The organism is Streptomyces sp. NPDC058683, assembly GCF_042716195.1.
In the GTDB taxonomy this organism is placed as follows: domain Bacteria; phylum Actinomycetota; class Actinomycetes; order Streptomycetales; family Streptomycetaceae; genus Streptomyces.
Genome location: NZ_JBHXSK010000003.1, coordinates 331,023 through 352,185 on the forward strand (window position 1 = coordinate 331,023; position 21,163 = coordinate 352,185).

A 21,163-nucleotide genomic window follows, 5' to 3' on the forward strand; every position below is an offset into this window, starting at 1 on the left:
ACTTACGGTCCCATTGATACGCGAGAGACGCAGACCGACAAGGTTGAAATTTGGCCGACTGCGGAGAGGGGGGCGGCGGTGCGCGGACGACTGCGGGTGCGCGGGGGCTGATCGCGCCCACGCGGCGGAGCCGCAAATCGACGCAGCCCCGCGCCCCTTCAGGTGGGACCAGCACAGGCGCCCCGAAAGGGGCGCGGGGAACTGCGCGACAAGCCACGACGGCGCAGCACCCGCCCCACACCCCCACCCACCCGAGTCAACAGTCCCCGGTCCCTCGACGGACGGAGTCAACAAGGTCCTCGCTTCTCAGCGGAGCGAGTCGGGTGGGTAGGTGGGAAAGCTAGGCGGAGACGGTCAGCCGTACCGCCCCGTCCGGCCCCGCCAGCAGCACCGGCGTCCCCGGCCCCCCAAGATCCCGCACCGCCGCAAGGTCCTCGCCCGAAACGCCGTCGGCAACCGTCACCACCGCGGCCGCCTCCAGCGACTCCGCCCCCGACGCCACCGCCATCGCCACCGCCGTCCGCAGCGCGCTCAGCTTCAGCGAGGCCAGCTCCACGGTCCCCGCCACATACGTCCGCCCCGTCGAGTCCCGCACGGCAGCCCCCTCGGGCACCCCGTTGCGGGCCCGGGCCGACCGGGCCAGGGTGACGATCTTGCGGTCCTCGGGATCAAGCGCGCTGCTCTCGGTCATGCCCCGAGCATACGAACAACTTGACTGGGTCAGGCACCCCGGTCACCGCGTCACGCCCGGTCCAGCCGCAGCCGCTCCGCTCTCGGCAGGCCGGCCACGACGAGGTCGTACGAGTCCTCGATCAGCTCTTTCACGAGGCGGTCGGGGAGGCCGCCGTCCACGGTCACGGTGTTCCAGTGGCGCTTGTTCATGTGGTAGCCGGGGATGATCAGGCCCTCGTGGTCGGTACGCAGCCGGATCGCGTCGTCGGGGTCGCACTTGAGGTTGACCTTCAGGGGGCGGGCGTCCATCCAGCTCAGCGCGAACATCTTGCCGAGGACCTTGAAGACCGAGATGTCCGGGTTGAAGGGGAAGTCCTCGTCCGCCGCGTTGAAGGAGAGGCAGAAGGCGCGGAGCCGGTCGGGGGTCACTCGGGCTCGTCCTTCGGGTCGTCGGCCACCGGCACCGGCTCCACCAGCACGGTCACGATCTTGTTCCGGCGTCCGGCGGCGGCCTCCGCGGTCAGGGCCAGCCTCCGTCCGTCGGGGAGTTCGACCTGGGCGGCGGCACCCGCGATGGGCACCCGGCCGAGCGCCTTGGCGAGCAGCCCGCCGACGGTCTCCACGTCCTCGTCGTCGTACTCCTCGAGCCCGTACAGCTCGCCGAGGTCGGTGATGTCGAGGCGGGCGGTGACCCGGTAGCGGTCGTCGCCGAGGTCGGTGACCGGCGGGAGTTCCCGGTCGTACTCGTCGGTGATCTCGCCGACGATCTCCTCCAGGATGTCCTCGATGGTGACGATCCCCGCCGTGCCGCCGTACTCGTCGATGACGACGGCGACGTGGTTGCGTTCCTTCTGCATCTCGCGCAGCAGGTCGCCGGCGTTCTTGGTGTCGGGCACGAAGAACGCGGGCCGCATGGCGGTGGAGACCAGGTCGGACTCGGCGTCCCGGCTGATGTGCGTCTTGCGGACCAGGTCCTTGAGATACACGATGCCGACCATGTCGTCCTCGCTCTCCCCGGTGACGGGGATGCGCGAGAAGCCCGAGCGCAACGCCAGCGTCAGGGCCTGCCGGATGGTCTTGTACCGCTCGATGACCACCAGGTCGGTGCGCGGCACCATGACCTCGCGGACGAGGGTGTCGCCCAGTTCGAAGACCGAGTGCACCATCCGGCGCTCGTCGTCCTCGATCAGGGACTCCTTCTCGGCGAGGTCGACCAGGGCCCGCAGTTCGGCCTCGGAGGCGAACGGGCCGCGCCGGAAGCCCTTGCCGGGGGTCAGGGCGTTACCGATGAGGATGAGGAGATACGGGATCGGGCCCATGATGCGGGCCAGCGGCACCAGCACGTACGCGGCGGCCGTGGCCGTGTTCAGCGGGTGCTGGCGGCCGATGGTGCGCGGGGAGACGCCGACGGCGACGTACGACACGAGCACCATCACGCCGATCGCGGCGAGCAGCGCCTCCCAGGTGGCCGGGATCTCCTGGAGGCAGGCGTAGGTGACCAGGGCCGCTGCGGCCATCTCGCAGGCGACGCGGACCAGCAGCGCCACATTGAGGTAGCGGGTGGGGTCGGCGGCGATCTGGGCGAGCTTGGCGCTGCCGCGCCGCCCGGACTTCACGGCCTCCTCGGCGCGGAAGCTGGAGACCCGGGCGATACCGGCCTCGGCGCAGGCGGCCAGCCATGCCACGACGACCAGGGCGATCGCTCCGGCGACGATCTGCGGACTCATACGAGGACGACCACCCGGCTAGGAGACCGTCGGCGCCGGGGAGGGACCGGTCAGGCCCTTCTCCCCCCGCCAGCCGTCCACGATGGCCGCCTGCAGACCGAACATCTCGGCCTTCTCGTCGGGCTCCTCGTGGTCGTAGCCGAGCAGGTGCAGCACGCCATGGACGGTGAGCAGCTGGAGCTCCTCGTCCATGGAGTGCTGCGTGTCGGCCTCGGCCCCCTGCTTCGCGGCGACCTCCGGGCAGAGCACGATGTCGCCGAGCAGCCCCTGCGGCGGCTCGTCCTCGTCCTTCGACGGCGGCCGCAGCTCGTCCATCGGGAAGGACATGACATCGGTCGGCCCGGGCAGGTCCATCCACTGGATGTGCAGCTGCTCCATGGCGTCGGCGTCCACGACGATCACCGAGAGCTCGGAGAGCGGGTGGATGCGCATCCGTGCGAGGGCGTAGCGGGCGATGTCGAGGATCGCCTGCTCGTCGACCTCGGTTCCGGACTCGTTGTTGACGTCGATCGACATGGCGCTGTGCTTGTCTACTTCCCCTTGTGCCCGGACTTCGAGCGGCCGCCCTGGTGCGTGCCGTTCTCGGTGCCGTGCTCGTTGTCGTACTGCTCGTACGCGTCGACGATACGGCCCACCAGCCGGTGCCGTACGACATCGTGGGACGTCAGCCGCGAGAAGTGCACGTCCTCCACACCCTCCAGGATGTCCTGCACCTGGCGCAGACCGGACGTGGTCCCGCTGGGCAGGTCGACCTGGGTGATGTCACCCGTGATCACGATCTTCGACTCGAAGCCGAGCCGGGTGAGGAACATCTTCATCTGCTCGGGCGAGGTGTTCTGGGCCTCGTCGAGAATGATGAAGGCGTCGTTGAGCGTACGGCCGCGCATGTACGCCAGCGGCGCCACCTCGATCGTCCCGGCCGCCATCAGGCGCGGGATCGAGTCCGGGTCGAGCATGTCGTGCAGCGCGTCGTACAGCGGACGCAGGTACGGGTCGATCTTCTCGTAGAGCGTGCCCGGCAGGAAGCCGAGCCGCTCGCCCGCCTCGACCGCCGGCCGGGTCAGGATGATGCGGTTGACCTGCTTGGACTGCAGGGCCTGCACCGCCTTGGCCATGGCCAGGTAGGTCTTGCCGGTACCGGCGGGGCCGATGCCGAAGACGATCGTGTGCTTGTCGATCGCGTCGACGTACCGCTTCTGGTTGAGGGTCTTGGGGCGGATGGTGCGGCCGCGCGAGGACAGGATGTTCTGTGTCAGAACCTGGGCCGGGGTCTCCTCCGGTCCCTCCCCGTTCTCACTCGCCCGCAACATGGCGATCGAGCGTTCCACTGCGTCCTCCGTCATCGGCTGTCCGGTGCGGAGCACCAGCATCATCTCGTCGAACAGGCGCTGTATGAGGGCGACTTCACGGGCATCGCCGACCGCGCTGATCTCATTGCCCCGGACATGGATGTCGGCCGCCGGGAAGGCCTTCTCGATCACGCGCAGCAGGGAGTCGCCGGATCCCAGCACGGTGACCATCGGGTGCTGGGCGGGAACCTCGAACTGAGCTCGGGCCTGCTGCTGCGCGGGAGTGTGAGCTGTGGGTGTCTGAGTCATGGGCCGGCGCTTAAGGCCTGCGGTTCCTCCTCATCAGGGCCGCGTAGCTGAGGGCGGCCTCGCGGTACCAAGCGTACGACGCGGGACTGACAACGCCGTAGGCCTTTTCGCGAGGAAAGGCGCCCCTGATGCAGCCGTGAGCCCTGCATGCGCTCCTGCACGCCTGGGCAGAATCCGGGCCGTCACTGCCCTACGTGGTCACGGGGCCGCGTTCGCTCCACGCCACCTGTCCGCCCAGAAAGCAGGTAGCCGTGCTGCTGCGTCTGCCCACGTCGGTGTCCGAGGCCCGGGAGTGCCTGGCCGAGGGGGCGATACCCATCGGTGGTGCGACCCTGATCTGGGCCGTCTGGCAGCGGGACGGCTTCCCGGAACAGGCGGTGTCCCTGCGGAAGGTGCCGGAGGCGACGGCGATCGGGGACGGCGTGCTGGGGGGTGCGGTGCTTCTGCACCAGGTGGACGAGCGGGTTCCGGAGGTGCTGCGGAAGGCGGCGAAGGGGGTCGGCACGGGCTCGGTACGCCGGACGGCGACGGTGGGCGGGAACATCGCCGGGTCGAGCCTGCGGGATCTGCTGCCGGCGGCGATCGTGCTGGACGCGTGGGCCGAGGTGCTCACGGCGGACGGGGTGGACGAGGTGGACCTGTCTGAGCTGGAGGCCAAGTCGCCGGTGCTGCTGGCGCTGCGCTGGCGGGAGCCGGTGAACGGGGCGTACGTGAAGGTGGCGGACCCGGGGGGCGGCGAGGTACCGACGATCGCCGCGGCGGCGGTGGACACGGAGGGTGTGCTGAGAGTCGCGGTGCGGGAGGGGTATGTGCTGAGCAGCGGGAGGGTGCGGGCCGAGGAGGGCGGGGTGGAGGAACTGTTCGCCGGGGCGTTGGCCGGGGTGTCGGGGGCGGGGCGGGAGCTGCTGCGGGAGCAGGTTGCCGGGGTGCGCGGAGGGTAGGCCGGGGCCGTGCGGGTTTCGTCGTCGGCTGCGGGCCGGTGGGGGCCGATCGCGCAGTTCCCCGCGCCCCTGAAGGGGCGCTTCACTCACCGTCTCTCCTTAGCTGCGGGCAGTCGTGCCGCTGGGGCGGCACGGGTGGGCGCTGGGGGTACCCCCTCTGGGGGAGGCACCGTGCAAGCGCCGGTAAGCGAAACCCCCCGCCGCCAGCCCCCACGCACCCGCACCCGTGATCATCACGCCGACCGGCCGAATCCGATCGTAGGCACCGCCCTCCGCAGGGGCCACGGCCTCACCTGGTCCTCCTCCGGCACCAGGCCCTCCAGGAACGCGTACCTGCGCAGCGCCGCCGGATCCTGCCCCGCCACCGACTGGACCTTCCGCCACCACGCCCCGATCTCCGACCAGCCCGGCGCGGACAGGGAGCCGCCGAACTCCTGGACGGAGAGCGCCGCCGTGAGGCCGGCGAAGGCGAGGCGGTCGGCCAGCGGCCAGTCCGCCAGCGTGCCGGTGACGAACCCGGCGACGAAGACATCACCCGCGCCGGTCGGGTCGAGGGCCTCCACGGCGATCGCCGGGACCTCCGCGGACTCCCCGGTCCGCCCGTCGACGGCGTAGGCGCCCTCCGCCCCGAGGGTGACGACCGCAAGGGGCACGTACTCGGTGAGGGCATGGGCCGCGGCGCGCGGGGAGTCGGCGCCGGTGTACCGCCGCGCCTCCTCCGCGTTCGGCAGGAACGCCTCGCAGTGTTCGAGATCGGCGAGCCCGGCCAGGTCCCAGGCGCCGGTGTCGTCCCAGCCGACGTCCGCGAAGATCCGGGTGCCCTCGGCGGCGGCCTTGGCGATCCAGGGGTTGCGTTTGCCGGGCGTGAGGGAGGCGACGGCGGCGCGGGCGTGGGCGGGGTGGCCGGGCGCGTTCTGCTGCCGGAACAGCATGTCGGCGGGCGGCTCGTGGCCGTGCGAGACCATGGTCCGCTCCCCCTCGTACGCCATGGACACGGTGACCGGCGAGTGCCAGCCGCGCACGGTCCGCGACGGGGAGAGGTCGATGCCCTCGCCCTGTTCGAGGGCGTCCCAGCAGTACTCGCCGTAGTGGTCGTCGCCGAAGGCCGCCGCGAGGGAGGTCTTCAGGCCGAGCCGGGCGAGGGCGGTGGCCATGTTGGCGATGCCGCCGGGGCTGGAACCCATGCCCCGGGCCCAGGACTCGGTGCCGCGCACGGGGGCGGAGTGCAGGCCGGTGAAGATGATGTCGAGGAAGACGGTGCCGGTGAGGTAGACGTCCCAGGGCGGATCGTCCGGCGTGCGCAGGCCGGCCAGCGGGTCGACCTGCGCGGCGCAGTGCGGTCTTGTTGCTCCTCTGTCGTCGTCGAGGTACTCCGGTTCCTCTCCGGCGAACGCGTTGGACGCGGTCACGGTGCGCTCCCTGGGCGTGGTGCGGATCCGGCCAGTCTGCACCATGTCGTGACAGCGGCGGCGGCTCTCGCCGTACGACCGCCCGAACGAGCGTCGCCACCAGCGCGGCACGGCCGGTGTGGTCCGGGACGGTCGCGGCCACGGCGACCTCGTCGGCGACGGTGGACAGCCCGGTCACCCCGTCGGCGGTCTCCACCTCCACGATCAGCCGGGGCGTGTACGGCTGGTGCACGCCCTGGGTGTTCAGCAGCGGCGGGTAGGCGACCAGGATCGGCTCAGGCGGACGTCGGCGATCGTGAGGTTCACCGGGACGCTCCCACGAGGTCGAGTCCGGCCGTCAGCAGGGCGTCGAGGTCGGCCAGGTCGGCGGCCGAAGGGTCGGTGAGCGGGGCGCGCACGGGGCCGACGGGACGGCCGCGCAGCCGGGCCGCCGCCTTGACGAGGGACACGGCGTATCCGGGGACGCGGTCGCGGAGTTCGACGAACGGCACGTAGAAGTCGCGCAGCAGCTTGTCGACCGTGCCCCGGTCGCCGGCGCCGAGGGCGGCGAAGAAGGCGTCGGCGATCTCGGGGGCGAAGGCGTGCACGGCGGAGGAGTAGGCGGGGACGCCGACGGCGGCGTAGGCGCGGGCCTGGATCTCGGCGGTGGCGGCGCCGTTGAAGAAGAGGAAGCCCTCCGGGGCGGCGAGGGTGAGCCGCTGGAGCCGGTCCAGGTCGCTGTGCCCGTCCTTGAGCCCGATCACGCCGGGGATACGGGCGATGCGCGTCAGCGAGCCGGCCGTGAAGGCGACCTGTCCGCGCTGGTAGGCGATGAGCGGAAGGGACGTCCGGGCCGCGATCTGCTCCAGCTGCGCGACCAGCCCGTCCTGCGGGGCGGCGACGAGATAGTGCGGCAGCACGAGCAGGGCGTCGGCCCCGGCCTCCTCGGCGACCCGGGCGAACCGCACGGCCTGCGCCCAGCCGTACCCCACCCCGGCGACCACCGGCACCCGGCCGCCGGCCTCCTCGACGGAGACGGCCACGACCTGCCGGTACTCGTCCTCGTCCAGCGAGAAGAACTCCCCCGTCCCGCAGGCCGGGAAGAGGGCACCGGGCCCGGCGGCGAGCTGCCCGCCGAGGTACTCCCTCATTCCGTCCACGTCCAGGGACCCGTCGGCGTGAAAGGCGGTGAGCGGGAACGACAGCACCCCGCCCGCCATCCCCTCGCGCAGCCTCCGCACCACATCCTCCGGCTGTCCGGCCACCGAATCCATCTCCCCATGTAGACGTCATCCACGTATAGAGACAAAGACTAGATATGCGAACACCCCCCGTCAACGGCGCACACCGCCCCGCCCCTCTACGATCTGCACATGTCCGAGACAGCAGGCGTCCGCGAAGTGAAGTCCGCGGCGCGCACGGTGGAGCTGCTGGAGCTCCTCGCGGCCCGCGGCGACCGCCCGGCCCGCCTCCAGGAACTGGCGGACGAACTCGGCGTCCCGCGCAGCTCGATGTACGCCCTGCTCCAGACGCTGATCACGCGGGGCTGGGTACGCACCGACACGACCGGCTCCCTCTACGGCGTCGGCATCCGCACCCTGCTGACCGGCACGACCTACCTGGACTCCGACCCGCGCGTCCGCCTCGTACGCCCGTACCTGGACGAGGCGTCCCAGGAGCTGGGCGAGACGATCCACCTGGGCCGCCTGGACGGCCCGAACGTGGCGTACCTGGCGACCCGGGAGTCACACGAATACCTGCGCACGATCAGCAGGGTGGGCCGACGGCTGCCGGCCCACGCGGGCGCCCTCGGCAAGGCACTCCTCGCGGAACGCCCCGCCGAGGACCTCCCCGGGGGCCCGTACGAGCCGCTGACCCCCCGCACTCACACCACGCGGGACGCGCTGGCCGCCGACCTCACCGAGATCCGCGCCCGCGGCTACGCGATCGACCGCGAGGAAGCCGTCACCGGCATCGTCGGCTTCGGCTTCGCCCTGCGCTACGACACCCCGGCCCAGGACGCGATCAGCTGCTCCGTGCCGGTGGCCCGCCTGACCCCGGAGCACGAGGCGGAGATCGTGACGGTGATGAGGGAGACCCGGGCCAGGATCGAGTCGGCGACAGCCCCCGGCGGCACGGTCAACTGGCGCTGACCACAACGCCTCCGTCCAGGGGCGCGCCAACACGTCAGCACGCGGTTCCACAGCCAACCCAGAGGCGCGGGACCTGTCAGCATGCGGCTCCGCAGCCAACCCAGGGGCGCGGGGAACTGCGCGATCAGCCACATCGGACCCGCACCCGCCACCCCACCGAACCCCCACGGCGCGCGGCGCTTCTACCCCTCACCCCACCCCCGAAACAGAACATGACCCACATCACACCCCCCGCCCTTCTTCCGCCCTCCCTCACTTGATACAAATTGCCCGCGCGTTCCTGTCCGTCGACGGCCTGCGCCCAACCCCCCTCCTCCGTCGGTCCTTTCGCATGCCCTGGGAACGCCCGTGTTCGCCCGCACCACCCCCTGGCCCCTCGTCGCCCTTTTCACGGCCGGGTACCTCGCCCCCTACCTGCTCCCGACCACCGTCGGCAGGCTCGAATCGGGGCTTCCGATCTCCGCCACCCAGGCAGGCGCCATCGGCAGTGCCCTGCTGCTGAGTTCCGCGGCGGCCGGCTTCCTGCTGGCGTCCCGCGTGGACCGGATCGGCCCCCGCACCCTCGCCCGCGCCGGTCTCCTGCTCGCCGTCCTCGGCTACGGCGGCGCCGCCCTCACCGCCCACGTCCCGGCTGTCGTGGCCGGTGCGGTCGCCGGGGGCTTCGGCTCCGGCACGGTCACCGCGGTGGCCGCCACCGGCATCGCCGCGCAGAGGGACCCGCACCGCACCACCACCCTCGGCCTGCTCGGTGTCTCCGCCCTCGCGGGTGCCGTCTATCTGACGGTCCCGCACCTCGGTCCCGGCCATGCGCAGCCCCTCGCCGCGATCGCGCTCACCGCGCTGGCGGTCTGGCCGCTGACCGCCCGCCTGTCCCCCCGTACCGCCCCGGCCCTGCCCCGCACCGCGGCCGGCTCCCGCCTCCCGCACCTGCGCTCGGGTCTGCTGCTGGCCGCCGCGATGCCCTGCTGGTCGGCCGCGCAGAACTCGCTGTGGGGCGTGAGCGGCCGGATCGGCCTGACCCAGGCGCATCTGAGCGAGGTGACCGTCGGCGTGGTGTTCGCGGTGGCGCTCGGCGCCGGTCTGCTGGGCGTGGTCGGCGCGGGCGCGCTCGGCCCGCGGCTCGGGCAGGCCCTGCCGATCGGTCTCGGCACCGTGCTGATCGCGGGCTGTATCGCGCTCAGCGCGTCCGCGACGGACCTGACGACGTTCGCGTCCGGCGAGATCGCCTGGAACCTGCTCTACCCGGTCGTCCTGTCGTACGTCATCGGCCTGGCCGCCGCCCTGGACCCGCGGGGCCGCTGGGCGGTGCTGGTCGGGTCGGCGTCGTCGCTGGGGACGGCCGTCGGCCCGATGACCGGCAGCCTGCTGTCGGCCCGGGCCGGTTTCCCCGCGATGGGCACGGTCCTTGCGGTGGGCCTGCTGGCGGTCGCGGTCCCGCTGACGGCGGTGGCGCTGCGGCGCAGGACCACCACCGTCACGACGACCCACCCGGCGCTCACCGACGAGACGGTACGGCTGGACGTCGCCGCCTAGGCGAACTCGTAGGCCTCCACCTCGGCGAGGTACCGGGCCCGCAGCTCCTCGTCGTCCTCCAGGAAGGACGCGAGGAAGGAGTTGCGGGCCAGTTCCCGCAGCCGCTCCTCGGACAGGCCCAGGGTGTCGGCGACCGCGCGGAAGTTGTCGTCGGCGTAACCGCCGAAGTAGGCCGGGTCGTCGGAGTTGACCGTGCACAGCAGGCCCGCGTCGAGCATCGCCGGCAGCGGGTGCTCGGCGAGCACGTCGACCGCGCGCAGCCGCACGTTCGACAGTGGGCACAGCGTCAGCGGGATCCGCTCCCGCACCAGACGGGCGACCAGGTCCGCGTCCTCCATGCAGCGCAGCCCGTGGTCGACGCGCTCCACGCCGAGCACGTCCAGCGCTTCGGTGATGTAGGCGGGCGGCCCCTCCTCACCGGCGTGCGCCACGCGCCGCAGCCCGAGGTCGGCGGCGGCCTCGTACACCTCGCGGAACTTGGCCGGCGGATGCCCGACCTCGGCCGAGTCCAGCCCGATCCCGATGATCCGGTCGAGGTGGGGCCGTGCGGCCTCCAGTGTCTCCAGCGCCGAGTCGGCGGACTCGTCCCGCAGGAAGCACATGATCAGCCGGGTGGAGATCCCGTGGTTCCCGACGCTCTGGCCGAGTGCCCGCCACAGGCCGTCCACGACCGTGCTCATGGGCACGCCCCGGGCGATGTGCGCCTGCGGGTCGAAGAAGATCTCGGCGTGCCGCACGCCCTGCGCGGCGGCCCGGCCCAGATAGGCGTTCGCGAGGTCCTCGAAGTCCTGCTCGGTGCGCAGGACGGCCATGAGCTCGTAGTACAGGTTCAGGAAGGACTGCAGGTCCTTGAACCGGTACGCCTCGCGCAGCGCCTCGGTGTCCGCGTACGGCAGCACGACGCCGTTGCGCGCGGCGAGCCGGAACGCCAGCTCCGGCTCCAGGGTGCCTTCGATGTGGAGGTGCAGTTCAGCTTTGGGGAGGGGCATCAGAGCATGGTACGGCCGTTTCACCTGCGCTTCGGAACCGGCACTCGGAGCAGGTCGTAGGCGACGGTCAGCTCGCCCTCGTAGCCCGCGGCCCGTGCCTGCCGCTCGAACTCCTCGGGTTCCGGGTAGCGCTGGCTGAAGTGGGTCAGCACGAGGTGCCGTACCCCCGCGTCCCGCGCGACGGCCGCCGCCTGTCCGGCGGTCAGATGGCCGTGGTCCGCGGCGAGTTCGGCGTCCTCGTCGAGGAACGTGGACTCGATGACGAGCAGGTCGCAGCCCTCGGCGAGCGCGTGCACGCCGTCGCAGAGCCGGGTGTCCATCACGAACGCGCACCGCTGCCCGCGTCGCACCTCGCTGACCTGGTCGAGGGTGACGTCCCCGAGGACGCCGTCGCGCTGGAGACGGCCGACGTCCGGGCCCTTGATGCCGTGCGCGGCGAGCCGTTCGGGCAGCATGCGGCGGCCGTCGGGCTCGACCAGCCGGTAGCCGTAGGACTCGACCGGGTGGGACAGCTTCCGGGCCTGGAGCGTGTACGACGGGGTGGCGGCAAGGTCGCCGTCCGCGTCGACCGGGGCCTCGGTGATGCCGACGGTCTCCCGGTAGGCGGTGGCGTACCGGAGCCGGTCGAAGAAGCGCTGCCCGGACTTCGGGTAGTGCGCGGTGACCGGGTGCGGGACCTTGTCGAGGTTGATGCGCTGGATGACCCCGGCGAGGCCGAGTGAGTGGTCGCCGTGGAAGTGGGTGACGCAGATCCGGTTGAGGTCGTGCGCGGCGACCCCGGCCCGCAGCATCTGCCGCTGGGTGCCCTCGCCGGGGTCGAAGAGGATGCCCTCGCCGTCCCAGCGCAGCAGGTAGCCGTTGTGGTTGCGGTGCCGGGTGGGAACCTGGCTGGCGGTGCCGAGGACCACCAGTTCACGGACGGACACGACGACCTACCCGGGCGGCCACTGCAGGCCGCGGCCGCCGATGACGTGCGCGTGGGCGTGCCAGACGGTCTGGCCGGCGCCGCTGCCGGTGTTGAAGACGATGCGGTAGCTGTCCAGCTTGTCCTCGTCGGCGACGGCCTGCGCCTCACGCAGTATGTCGGCGGCGACGGCGGGTTCGCCTGCGGCGAGCTCGGCCGCGTTCTTGTAGTGGGCCTTGGGGATCACCAGGACGTGGGTGGGCGCCTGGGGGTTTATGTCCCGGAAGGCGACGGTGGTGTCGGTCTCCCGGACGATCGTCGCGGGGACGTGACCTGCGACGATCTTGCAGAACAGGCAGTCGTCCTGGGGTTCCCCGGCCATGTCTTCTCCTCGCCCGGTGATTCAGCGCCCGGTGATCAGTTCCGGGGGCATCGTATCGTCGTCGGGTGCGGGTCCGGTGGGGGCTTGTCGCGCCCACGCGGCGGAGCCGCACACCGGCACGGCCCCGCGCCCCTTTGGTCGGACCCGGCCCCCCTCCTTACATCGGCAGCGTCGGCGGCACCTTCGCAGGCGTCGTCTCCAATGCCTCCAGCGCTATCCGTACCGCCTCGTCCAGTTGCGGGTCCCGGCCCGCGGCCCAGTCCTGCGGGGTCTGCACGACCTCCACGTCGGGGTCGACGCCGTGGTTCTCCACCCCCCAGCCGTAACCCTCCAGCCAGAACGCGTACTTGGGCTGGGTGACCAGCGTGCCGTCGACCAGGCGGTAGCGGCTGTCGATGCCGATCACACCGCCCCAGGTGCGGGTGCCGACCACCGGGCCGATGCCCAGCGCCTTGATCGCCGCGTTGACGATGTCCCCGTCCGAGCCGGAGAACTCGTTCGCGACCACGACCACCGGGCCCCGGGGCGCGTCCTTCGGGTAGCTGAACGGGCGCATGCCGCGCGGCAGGTCCCAGCCGACGATCCGCCGGGCCAGTTTCTCCACGACGAGCTGCGAGGTGTGCCCGCCGCGGTTCTCGCGGACGTCCACGACGATGCCCTCGCGGGCCATCTCCACACTCAGGTCGCGGTGGATCTGGGCCCAGCCCGGTGCCTGCATGTCGGGCACGTGGAGGTAGCCGAGGCGGCCGCCGGAGAGTTCGTGCACATGGGCCCGCCGGTCGGCCACCCACGCGTGGTAGCGCAGCGGTTCCTCGTCCGCGACCGGGACGACGACGGGGTGGCGCAGTTCGCCGCCGCCCGCGGGGGACACGGTCAGCTCGACGGCCTTGCCGGCGGTGCCGACGAGGAGGGGGCCGGGTCCGGTCACCGGGTCGACGGAACGGCCGGCGACGGCCACGATCGCGTCGCCGGGGCGTACCGCGACGCCGGGTGCGGCGAGCGGGGAGCGGGCGCCGGGGTCGGAGGTCTCGGCGGGCAGGATCCGGTCGATGCGCCAACTGCCGTCCGGGTGCCGTGAGATGTCGGCGCCGAGCAGGCCCTGGCGGGCGCCGCGGCCGTAGCCGCCGTTCGGGGTGACGTAGGCGTGCGAGGTGCCGAGTTCGCCCTGGACCTCCCAGAGCAGGTCGACCAGGTCGTCGTGGGTGGCGACGTGGTCGACGAGCGGGCGGTAGCGGTCCAGGACGCCGTTCCAGTCGACGCCGCCGAGGTCCGGCCGCCAGAACTGGTCCCGCATGACGCGGCCGGTCTCGTCGAACATCTGCCGCCACTCGGCGGCCGGTTCGACGGTCTGCCGGACCCGGGACAGGTCCACGGTGATGTTGGTGTCGCTGTCGTCGTCGTTCGAGGCACGACGGTCGCTGGGTACGACCTTGAGCTTGCCGTCGGCCCACAGCAGGACGCGTTTGCCGTCGCCGCTGACCTCGAAGTGGTCGGCGTCGGAGGCGAGGTACTCGATGCGCTGCTGGGCGAGGTCGTAGCGTTCCAGCTCGGTCTTGGGGTCGGGGTCCTCGGGGTGGGCGCGGGAGGCGCCGAGCACGCCGCGCACCGGGTGGCGCAGCCACAGGACGCCGTCCTTGGCGGCGCGCAGCCCGGAGTAGCGGCCGGCCTCGACGGGGAAGGGCACGATCCGGTCGGCGAGACCCTCCAGGTCGATCCGGGTGGCCGGGGTGCCCTCGGCGTCCGGGGTCTCGTCCTTGTCGGGGGTCTCGAAGGGGCGGCCGTGCCGCTGCGGGCCGAACGGCGAGGGGGTGGTCGCGGCCAGCGTGATCAGGTGCGGGCGGTCGCCGACCACGAAGGCCAGGTCGAAGACGTGCTCGTCGTAGACCGGGTCGAAGGAGCGGGTGGAGAGGAAGGCGAGGTGTTTGCCGTCGCGGGTGAAGACGGGGTCGTAGTCCTGGAAGCGCAGCGGGGTCGCCTCGGTGACGGTGAGGTCGGTGGTGTGGGCGACCCGGAGCTGGGTGAGCCCGCCGGCCCCGGGGTGGGACCAGGCCAGCCAGCCGGAGTCGGGCGAGAACGCCAGCCCGGAGACGTCGCCGTCCTCGCTGCGGTCGACCTCGCGGACCTCGCCGCTCTCGCGTTCGACGAGGAGCAGCCGTCCGTCGTGCGCGGCGACCGCGACCCGGCCGCCGTCGGGGGCGACGGCGAGGTCCAGGACCCGGCCGAGCTGCCCGGCGGCGAGCCGGCGCGGGGTGGAGCCGGGCACGGGACCGGTGGCGGGGGCGAACTCCAGGGCGTCGTCGCCCTCGGCGTCCGTCACCCACACCACCCACTCCTCCGTGTCCGCACGGAAGGTGACGGGCAGCCGGGCGCGCACCCCGGGCTGGGCGGCCAGCGCGCGGGCCGGCCCCGAGCGGTGGGTCACCCAGTGCACGCCGCCGCGCACCAGGACGGCGCTGCCGCGCGCGGTGTGGTCGGGCGAGGCGGAGCTGAACCAGCGGGCCGCGTTGACCGGGCGCGGCTGCCGGTCCACCCGGGACCCGCCGAGCCGGATGTCCAGCCGGCGGGGCTCGGCGCCCTCCAGGTCGTCCAGGAGCCAGAGTTCACCGGCCGAGGCGTAGACGACCCGGGTGCCGTCACCGGCCGCGTGCCGGGCGTAGAAGCCTCCCCCACTCTCGGCTTCTCCCCCACTCTCGGCTTCGCTCGAGCGGGGGGACCCCCATGAGCGGGAGGTGCCCCCATGCGGGGTGTGCCGGCGCAGGTCGGAGCCGTCGGCGAGGGAGGAGTAGAGCGCGCCCGTTCCCTCGTGGTCGGAGAGGAAGGCGATCCGGTCGCCGGCCCACACCGGGTATTCGAGGTTCCCGTCCAGCTCCTCGTGCAGCCGTACGAACTCCCCGGACCCTTCGCGATCGATCCACAGCTTCCCCGCCGTACCGCCCCGGTACCGCTTCCACCAGGCCGCCTCCCGGCCCATCGGCGCGGACAGCAGCACGGTGTGCGGCCCGAAGGCGACATGGCCGACCGGGCCGTACGGCAGGACGGTGGACGGCCCGCCGTCGAGCGGGACGGTGCGGGCCCAGCTGCGCCGGAGGCTGGACTGGCCGTAGGTGCTGATCGCGAGGACCTGCCCGTCGGCGGTCCAGCCGCGCACCTGGGTGCGGGAACTCCCCCAGTGCGTCAGGCGTTCGCTGCTGCCGCCCTCCACCGGGGCCGTGTGCACCTCGGGGGCGCCGTCGCGGGTGGAGGTCCAGGCCACCGTGGTCCCGTCGGGCGAGATGCGCGGCAGCGTCACGGGGACGTTGTCGGCGCTGACCCGCCAGGCCCGGCCGCCGTCCAGGGGCGCGAGCCACACGTCGTCCTCGGCGGTGAAGGCGACCAGGTCGCCGTGGACATGGGGAAATCGGAGGTAGGACCGCGGTCCTGTCGCTGCACCCTGAGTCACCCGCTCAGCCTATGCATCGCGGCACGATTACGGTGGCCGATTTCGATCACTTGCCCTGCACCGGCGAGCACTTGGGGTCGCTCTGGCACCAGACGGTCTTCGTCACGGTCACGGTGGGGCCCGGCTGCTGCCCGTAGGTGGGCGGCCGGTAGGTGCTGTACGCCGGTCCGGGCGTGGCGTCGCAGTTGCCGAGGCCCTTCACCCGGAACCACTCCTTGCCGCCCACCTTCGCGACGAGGTTCCCGCGCACACAGGCGCCGCTGACCGCCTTGGTGACCCGCCCGGTGACGGTGATGTCCCGGCCGTCCTTGGTCCTGCCCCGGCAGTCCACGGAGACGACGGTGGTCTCGGACGCCGAGGGCGTCTTCGGGGCCGACGAGCCGTAGTTGCCGGTGCAGGTGAGCCAGCTGACGTCGACGTGCTGCCGTTCCAGCTCGGCGGTGGCGGTCCGGTCGGTGGTGTACGCGACGGTCGCGGAGTTCAGGTCGGTCGGCTGACAGCCCACCACACCGCCCACGGCGACCACCGCGAGCCCCGCCACGGCCGCCGCCCTGGTCACGCGCGACCGGCGCGTCACGCGCGGTCGGCGCCAAATCGGCCTCAATGCCCCCATGGAGGGCAGCCTGCCACCGTCGACTCCGTGACGGTAGAGGGCATACGGCCACTCACGTGTTCGGAGAGGTCCCCCTGGCGGCCGACGGGCTCCTCAGGTGCGCAGCAGCAGCCACTCCTGGAGTTCCACCAGGTTGCCCTCCGGGTCCTTGAGGTGGGCGACGCGCATGCGTTCCGTCATCGGCATCGGCCCGTGCACCAGGACCGCGCCCCGGGCGGCGATCTGCTCGCAGTAGGCGTCCAGGTCGTCGACGCGCAGCACCACCAGCGAACGGTGCCCGGTCGCGGTGTCCCCCAGCTCGCCCAGCACCTCGGCCATCATGGCCCGGTCCTGGAGGGCTATCCCCGCCGACCCGGCGTGCGGGCTGAACTTCTCGTACGGTCCCTCGCTCGCCCCCGACTGCGGCTTCAGCCCGAGCACCTCGGCGTAGAAGCGGTAGCAGGCGGCGAAGTCGGAGACCAGGAGCCGGACTTGGGCGAGTTCCACGGCGCGTTCCCCCTGTGGTGTCGTACGGGTCAGGACCAGCGGCCGGTGCGGCCCAGCAGCAGGGCCGCGGCCGCGGTGCCGGCGGTCGATGTGCGCATCACGGTAGGCCCCAGGGTGTACGCCTTCGCGCCCGCCTCCTCGAAGAGCGCCAGCTCGTCCCGGGCGACGCCCCCTTCGGGCCCGACGACCAGCACGATCTCACCCTCGGCGGGCAGCCGGGCCGCGGCGAGCGGGTCACTGCCGTGCTCGAAGTCGGAGTGGAGCACCGCGGCCAGGTCGGCTCCGGCGAGCAGTGCGGCGACCTGCTTGGTGGTCGCCGCGTCCGCGATCTCCGGGAAGCGCACCCGGCGGGACTGCTTGCCGGCCTCGCGGGCGGTGGCCCGCCACTTCGCGAGGGACTTCAGGCCCCGGTCGCCCTTCCACTGGGTGATGCAGCGGGCGGCCTGCCAGGGCACGATCGCGTCGACGCCGACCTCGGTCATGGTCTCCACGGCGACCTCACCGCGGTCGCCCTTGGGGAGGGCCTGGACGACGGTGATGCGGGGGCTCGGCCCGGGCTCCTCGAAGACGCTCTCCAGGCCCGTCACCACCAGCCGGTCCTTGCCCTCGGCGGCCCGTACGACGCCCTCCGCCCAGCGTCCGCGCCCGTCGGTGAGGATGACGTCCTCGCCGGGCTGCAGCCGCTTCACGGAGACGGCGTGCCGTCCCTCGGGGCCGTCCAGGACGACCTCGCCGCCCAAGTGGTCGGGCACCACGAGCGGGTCGAGCACGAACACCGGGGCGGTCATCGCCCCTCCCCCTCGTACCCCTCGTATCCTTCGCCCTTGGCCGACAACGCTGTCGACGCGGCGGCGAGTTCCGCCGCGAGGGTCTCCACCAGCTGCCCGGCGGGCAGCGGGCGGGCCAGCCGGTGGCCCTGCCCGGCCCACAGGGCCATGCCCTGCGCGTCCCCGGCCTTGGCGGCGGCCTTGCGCAGCGGGGAGGTGAGGTGGTGGACCTCCGGGTAGGCGGCGGGCGCGTACGGGCCGTGCTCGCGCATGAAGCGGTTGACCAGGCCCCGGGCGGGCCGCCCGGAGAACGCCCGGGTCAGTTCGGTCCGGATGAACAGCGGGTCGGTCAGCGCCCGCTTGTGGAGGTCGGTGGCGCCGGACTCGGGGGTGGCGAGGAAGGCCGTACCCAGCTGGGCGGCGCTCGCACCCGCGGCCAGCACGGCGGCGATCTGGCTGCCGCGCATGATGCCGCCGGCGGCGACGACGGGAATCCGCACCGTCTCCCGTATCTGGGCGATCAGCGACAGCAGTCCGATCCCGGAGCCCTCGTTCTCCTGCACGTCGCGGTGGGTGCCCTGGTGACCGCCGGCCTCCACGCCCTGTGCGATCACCGCGTCCGCCCCGGCCCGCTCGGCGGCGACAGCCTCCTCGGCGGTGGTCGCGGTGACGAGGGTGAAGGTTCCTGCCCGCCGGAGGGAGTCGAGGACGTCCTGGCCGGGGACGCCGAAGTGGAACGAGGCCGCGGCCACCGGGTTGTCGAGCAGCACGGCCAGCTTGGCCTCGTACCCGTCGTCCCGGCCGCTGTCGGGGTCGCCGAGCTCGGTCTTGTACCAGGCGGCCTCACCGGCCAGCTGATGCGCGTAGACCTCCACGGCGCCGGTCTCGGCGTACTCCGTCTGCGGCATGAAGAGGTTCACCCCGAAGGGGCGGCCGGTCAGCCCGCGCAGCTGCTTGATCTCCTGGTACATCCCGTCGGCGGTCTTGTACCCGGCGGCCAGGAACCCCAGCCCGCCCGCCTCGGACACGGCGGCGGCGAGCTGCGGCACGGAGACCCCGCCCGCCATGGGGGCCTGCACGATCGGAAGGGGGAGGAGATCGGTCAGTGCGGAGGACATGACGGCATGTTGTCACGTCCTCCGAACAAGACCGAATCGGGCCGTCCCTCTGGCACATGCCAGATATGTCCGGGCCGAGGGGCGGCGCCCGTACGGCGGCCCCTCAGCCCCCGCGCGGCGCCCCGCCGGCGCCCGCCGACGGGTCAGCGCCCGTTGAACGCGTCCTTCAGCCGGCTGAAGAGTCCCTGCTGACCCGGCTGGAACTGCCCCGTCGGCCGTTCCTCGCCGCGCAGCTTCGCCAGCTCGCGCAGCAGCCGCTCCTGCTCGGGGTCGAGCTTGGTCGGGGTCGTCACCTCGACGTGGACGATGAGATCGCCGCGCCCGCCGCCGCGCAGATGCGTGACGCCACGGGTGTGCAGCGGGATCGACTGCCCGGACTGCGTGCCCGGCCGGATGTCGACCTCCTCCATCCCGTCCAGCGTCTCCAGCGGCACCTTCGTACCGAGCGAGGCCGCCGTCATCGGGATGGTCACCGTGCAGTGCAGGTCGTCGCCGCGCCGCTGGAACGTGGAGTGCGGCAGCTCGTGGATCTCGACGTACAGGTCACCGGCGGGACCACCGCCGGGCCCGACCTCGCCCTCGCCGGCGAGCTGGATCCGGGTGCCGTTGTCGACACCGGCCGGGATCTTCACGGTCAGCGTCCGCCGCGACCGCACCCGCCCGTCACCGGCGCACTCGGGACACGGCGTCGGCACGACCGTGCCGAAGCCCTGGCACTGCGGGCAGGGCCGCGAGGTCATGACCTGGCCCAGGAAGGACCGGGTGACCTGCGAGACCTCACCGCGACCGCGGCACATGTCACACGTCTGCGCGGAGGTGCCCGGCGCCGCGCCCTCACCGTTGCAGGTGTTGCAGACGATCGCCGTGTCGACCTGGATGTCCTTGGTCGTGCCGAAGGCCGCCTCGTCGAGCTCGACCTCGATCCGGATCATGGCGTCCTGGCCGCGCCGGGTCCGCGAGCGCGGACCGCGCTGCGACGCGGTACCGAAGAACGCGTCCATGATGTCCGAGAAGTTCCCGAAGCCACCGGCCCCGAAGCCGCCCGCGCCCGCGCCGCCGCTCTGCGAGAGCGGATCGCCGCCGAGGTCGTAGACCTGCTTCTTCTGCGGGTCGGAGAGCACCTCGTAGGCGGCGTTGATCTCCTTGAACCGCTCCTGGGTCTTCGGATCCGGGTTGACGTCCGGGTGCAGCTCGCGCGCGAGCCGACGGAAGGCCTTCTTGATCTCTTCCTGCGACGCGTCGCGGCGCACGCCGAGAACGGCGTAGTAGTCCGTGGCCACTTACGACTCCGCCAGGATCTGTCCGACGTACCGTGCCACCGCTCGTACCGCTCCCATCGTTCCCGGGTAATCCATGCGGGTCGGTCCGACCACGCCGAGCTTGGCGACTGCCTCGCCGCCCGAACCGTAGCCGACCGACACCACGGACGTGGAGTTGAGTCCCTCGTAGGCGTTCTCGTGACCGATGCGTACGGTCATGCCCGAATCCCCCGCCTCGCCCATGAGCTTGAGGAGGACGACATGCTCCTCCAGGGCCTCCAGGACGGGCCGGATCATGAGGGGAAAATCATGTCCGAAGCGGGTGAGATTGGCGGTGCCGCCGATCATCAGCCGCTCCTCGTTCTCCTCGACGAGCGTCTCCAGCAGGGTGGAGAGCAGCGCCGAGACGGTGCCGCGGTCCTCGGCCTCGAAGGCGTCCGGCAGATCCTCCACCAGCCGGGGCACGTCCGAGAACCGGCGACCGGCGACCCGGCTGTTGAGCCGCGCCCGCAGATCCGCCACCGACGTCTCCCCGATGGGCGCCGGGCAGTCGACCATCCGCTGCTCGACCCGCCCGGTGTCGGTGATCAGCACCAGCATCAGCCGGGCCGGCGCGAGCGAGAGCAGCTCCACGTGCCGCACGGTGGACCGTGTCAGCGACGGGTACTGCACGACCGCGACCTGCCGCGTCAGCTGCGCCAGCAGCCGCACCGTCCGCGCCACGACGTCGTCGAGGTCGACGGCGCCGTCGAGGAAGTTCTGGATGGCCCGCCGCTCGGGCGCGCTCATCGGCTTGACGCCGGCCAGCTTGTCGACGAACAGCCGGTAGCCCTTGTCGGTGGGGATCCGCCCGGCGCTGGTGTGCGGCTGGGCGATGAACCCCTCGTCCTCCAGGGCGGCCATGTCGTTGCGCACGGTCGCCGGGGAGACCCCGAGGTTGTGCCGCTCGGTCAGCGCCTTCGACCCCACCGGCTCCTCGGTGCCGACGTAATCCTGGACAATGGCGCGCAATACCTGAAGCCTGCGTTCACTCAGCATCCGGCGCCACACCTCCAGAAAGTCGTCCCCGCGGCCTTTCGGGCCTTTTCGCCTGGCACTCTGCGAACGCGAGTGCCAGCGTCCCCGGCCCAGTGTACGGCCGCCGGGTACCGACTGGGCAAGGTCGGTGAGGACCCGGGGCGTTCTGCCGTTAGC

Annotated in this window: 20 protein-coding genes and 1 pseudogene; 3 read left to right on the forward strand and 18 right to left on the reverse strand. The window is 72.3% G+C overall.

Annotated elements, in window-relative coordinates; translation table 11 throughout:
- Positions 1–340: 340 nt before the first annotated feature.
- The 5 genes from ACFWXC_RS05260 to ACFWXC_RS05280 are packed head-to-tail and all read right to left on the reverse strand — an operon-like array spanning position 341 to position 3,997.
- Entirely contained in the window at positions 341–691 is a 351-nt protein-coding gene (locus tag ACFWXC_RS05260) for a cytidine deaminase (RefSeq protein ID WP_384473321.1), read from the reverse strand.
- 50 nt (positions 692–741) lie between these two features.
- Positions 742–1,101 (reverse strand): MmcQ/YjbR family DNA-binding protein, encoded by a 360-nt coding sequence (locus tag ACFWXC_RS05265; protein WP_384473324.1) that lies wholly within the window; start codon positions 1,099–1,101, stop codon positions 742–744.
- The gene (locus tag ACFWXC_RS05270; RefSeq protein WP_384473327.1) at positions 1,098–2,399 is read right to left on the reverse strand and encodes a hemolysin family protein; all 1,302 of its coding nucleotides are present in this window, start codon (positions 2,397–2,399) and stop codon (positions 1,098–1,100) included. The genes ACFWXC_RS05265 and ACFWXC_RS05270 overlap by 4 nt, the downstream gene beginning before the upstream one ends.
- Positions 2,400–2,417: 18 nt before the next feature.
- The gene (gene ybeY, locus ACFWXC_RS05275) at positions 2,418–2,915 is read right to left on the reverse strand and encodes an rRNA maturation RNase YbeY (protein ID WP_351691360.1); all 498 of its coding nucleotides are present in this window, start codon (positions 2,913–2,915) and stop codon (positions 2,418–2,420) included.
- A gap of 14 nt (positions 2,916–2,929) precedes the next feature.
- On the reverse strand, positions 2,930–3,997 hold the full coding sequence (locus ACFWXC_RS05280; protein ID WP_384473330.1) for a PhoH family protein: 1,068 nt from the start codon (positions 3,995–3,997) through the stop codon (positions 2,930–2,932).
- A 251-nt stretch (positions 3,998–4,248) separates the two neighbouring features.
- Between ACFWXC_RS05280 and ACFWXC_RS05285 the strand changes: the two genes are divergently transcribed.
- The gene (locus ACFWXC_RS05285; protein ID WP_384473333.1) at positions 4,249–4,938 is read left to right on the forward strand and encodes an FAD binding domain-containing protein; all 690 of its coding nucleotides are present in this window, start codon (positions 4,249–4,251) and stop codon (positions 4,936–4,938) included.
- 233 nt (positions 4,939–5,171) lie between these two features.
- Here the strand turns inward: ACFWXC_RS05285 and ACFWXC_RS05290 are convergent, their stop codons facing one another.
- The 3 genes and pseudogenes from ACFWXC_RS05290 to ACFWXC_RS05300 form a co-directional block, all read right to left on the reverse strand.
- The gene (locus ACFWXC_RS05290; protein ID WP_384473336.1) at positions 5,172–6,347 is read right to left on the reverse strand and encodes a carbohydrate kinase family protein; all 1,176 of its coding nucleotides are present in this window, start codon (positions 6,345–6,347) and stop codon (positions 5,172–5,174) included.
- A 166-nt stretch (positions 6,348–6,513) separates the two neighbouring features.
- Positions 6,514–6,653, reverse strand: a pseudogene (locus ACFWXC_RS05295) (glucarate dehydratase); the annotation flags it as partial.
- Positions 6,650–7,546 (reverse strand): 5-dehydro-4-deoxyglucarate dehydratase, encoded by an 897-nt coding sequence (locus ACFWXC_RS05300; protein ID WP_384473447.1) that lies wholly within the window; start codon positions 7,544–7,546, stop codon positions 6,650–6,652. The pseudogene ACFWXC_RS05295 and the gene ACFWXC_RS05300, both read right to left, overlap by 4 nt.
- 153 nt (positions 7,547–7,699) lie before the next feature.
- Between ACFWXC_RS05300 and ACFWXC_RS05305 the strand changes: the two genes are divergently transcribed.
- Positions 7,700–8,479: an IclR family transcriptional regulator gene (locus ACFWXC_RS05305; RefSeq protein WP_384473339.1), complete on the forward strand. Its 780-nt coding sequence runs from the start codon at positions 7,700–7,702 to the stop codon at positions 8,477–8,479.
- Positions 8,480–8,827: 348 nt separating this feature from the next.
- On the forward strand, positions 8,828–10,012 hold the full coding sequence (locus tag ACFWXC_RS05310; RefSeq protein WP_384473342.1) for an MFS transporter: 1,185 nt from the start codon (positions 8,828–8,830) through the stop codon (positions 10,010–10,012).
- Here the strand turns inward: ACFWXC_RS05310 and ACFWXC_RS05315 are convergent.
- The 10 genes from ACFWXC_RS05315 to hrcA all read right to left on the reverse strand — a co-directional run bounded on the left by ACFWXC_RS05315 (position 10,009) and on the right by hrcA (position 21,007).
- Positions 10,009–11,001: an adenosine deaminase gene (locus ACFWXC_RS05315; RefSeq protein WP_384473345.1), complete on the reverse strand. Its 993-nt coding sequence runs from the start codon at positions 10,999–11,001 to the stop codon at positions 10,009–10,011. The genes ACFWXC_RS05310 and ACFWXC_RS05315 overlap by 4 nt on opposite strands.
- A 20-nt stretch (positions 11,002–11,021) precedes the next feature.
- On the reverse strand, positions 11,022–11,927 hold the full coding sequence (locus ACFWXC_RS05320; RefSeq protein WP_384473347.1) for a ribonuclease Z: 906 nt from the start codon (positions 11,925–11,927) through the stop codon (positions 11,022–11,024).
- Positions 11,928–11,933: 6 nt separating this feature from the next.
- Positions 11,934–12,287 (reverse strand): histidine triad nucleotide-binding protein, encoded by a 354-nt coding sequence (locus ACFWXC_RS05325; protein ID WP_384473350.1) that lies wholly within the window; start codon positions 12,285–12,287, stop codon positions 11,934–11,936.
- A gap of 157 nt (positions 12,288–12,444) precedes the next feature.
- Entirely contained in the window at positions 12,445–15,726 is a 3,282-nt protein-coding gene (locus tag ACFWXC_RS05330; protein ID WP_384473353.1) for a S41 family peptidase, read from the reverse strand.
- A 46-nt stretch (positions 15,727–15,772) separates the two neighbouring features.
- Positions 15,773–16,267 carry a hypothetical protein gene (locus tag ACFWXC_RS05335; protein ID WP_384473357.1) on the reverse strand — a complete coding sequence of 165 codons (495 nt, stop codon included), beginning with the start codon at positions 16,265–16,267 and terminating at the stop codon, positions 15,773–15,775.
- 165 nt (positions 16,268–16,432) lie between these two features.
- Positions 16,433–16,825: a VOC family protein gene (locus ACFWXC_RS05340; protein ID WP_384473359.1), complete on the reverse strand. Its 393-nt coding sequence runs from the start codon at positions 16,823–16,825 to the stop codon at positions 16,433–16,435.
- Positions 16,826–16,854: 29 nt separating this feature from the next.
- Positions 16,855–17,613 (reverse strand): 16S rRNA (uracil(1498)-N(3))-methyltransferase, encoded by a 759-nt coding sequence (locus tag ACFWXC_RS05345; protein WP_384473362.1) that lies wholly within the window; start codon positions 17,611–17,613, stop codon positions 16,855–16,857.
- Positions 17,610–18,710 (reverse strand): nitronate monooxygenase, encoded by a 1,101-nt coding sequence (locus tag ACFWXC_RS05350; RefSeq protein WP_384473365.1) that lies wholly within the window; start codon positions 18,708–18,710, stop codon positions 17,610–17,612. The genes ACFWXC_RS05345 and ACFWXC_RS05350 overlap by 4 nt, the downstream gene beginning before the upstream one ends.
- 143 nt (positions 18,711–18,853) lie before the next feature.
- Complete coding sequence (gene dnaJ / locus ACFWXC_RS05355; protein WP_384473368.1) at positions 18,854–19,990, reverse strand: molecular chaperone DnaJ; 1,137 nt, start codon at positions 19,988–19,990, stop codon at positions 18,854–18,856.
- The gene (gene hrcA, locus ACFWXC_RS05360) at positions 19,991–21,007 is read right to left on the reverse strand and encodes a heat-inducible transcriptional repressor HrcA (protein ID WP_384473371.1); all 1,017 of its coding nucleotides are present in this window, start codon (positions 21,005–21,007) and stop codon (positions 19,991–19,993) included.
- Positions 21,008–21,163 lie beyond the last annotated feature (156 nt).

Bases quoted from the DNA above. Each gene is read 5' to 3' on its own strand.
- ACFWXC_RS05260 (WP_384473321.1), bottom strand. From the start codon at position 691: ATGACCGAGAGCAGCGCGCTTGATCCCGAGGACCGCAAGATCGTCACC.
- ACFWXC_RS05270 (WP_384473327.1), bottom strand. From the start codon at position 2,399: ATGAGTCCGCAGATCGTCGCCGGAGCGATCGCCCTGGTCGTCGTGGCA.
- ybeY (WP_351691360.1), bottom strand. From the start codon at position 2,915: ATGTCGATCGACGTCAACAACGAGTCCGGAACCGAGGTCGACGAGCAG.
- ACFWXC_RS05280 (WP_384473330.1), bottom strand. From the start codon at position 3,997: ATGACTCAGACACCCACAGCTCACACTCCCGCGCAGCAGCAGGCCCGA.
- ACFWXC_RS05300 (WP_384473447.1), bottom strand. From the start codon at position 7,546: ATGGCGGGCGGGGTGCTGTCGTTCCCGCTCACCGCCTTTCACGCCGAC.
- ACFWXC_RS05305 (WP_384473339.1), top strand. From the start codon at position 7,700: ATGTCCGAGACAGCAGGCGTCCGCGAAGTGAAGTCCGCGGCGCGCACG.
- ACFWXC_RS05315 (WP_384473345.1), bottom strand. From the start codon at position 11,001: ATGCCCCTCCCCAAAGCTGAACTGCACCTCCACATCGAAGGCACCCTG.
- ACFWXC_RS05325 (WP_384473350.1), bottom strand. From the start codon at position 12,287: ATGGCCGGGGAACCCCAGGACGACTGCCTGTTCTGCAAGATCGTCGCA.
- ACFWXC_RS05345 (WP_384473362.1), bottom strand. From the start codon at position 17,613: ATGACCGCCCCGGTGTTCGTGCTCGACCCGCTCGTGGTGCCCGACCAC.
- ACFWXC_RS05350 (WP_384473365.1), bottom strand. From the start codon at position 18,710: ATGTCCTCCGCACTGACCGATCTCCTCCCCCTTCCGATCGTGCAGGCC.
- hrcA (WP_384473371.1), bottom strand. From the start codon at position 21,007: ATGCTGAGTGAACGCAGGCTTCAGGTATTGCGCGCCATTGTCCAGGAT.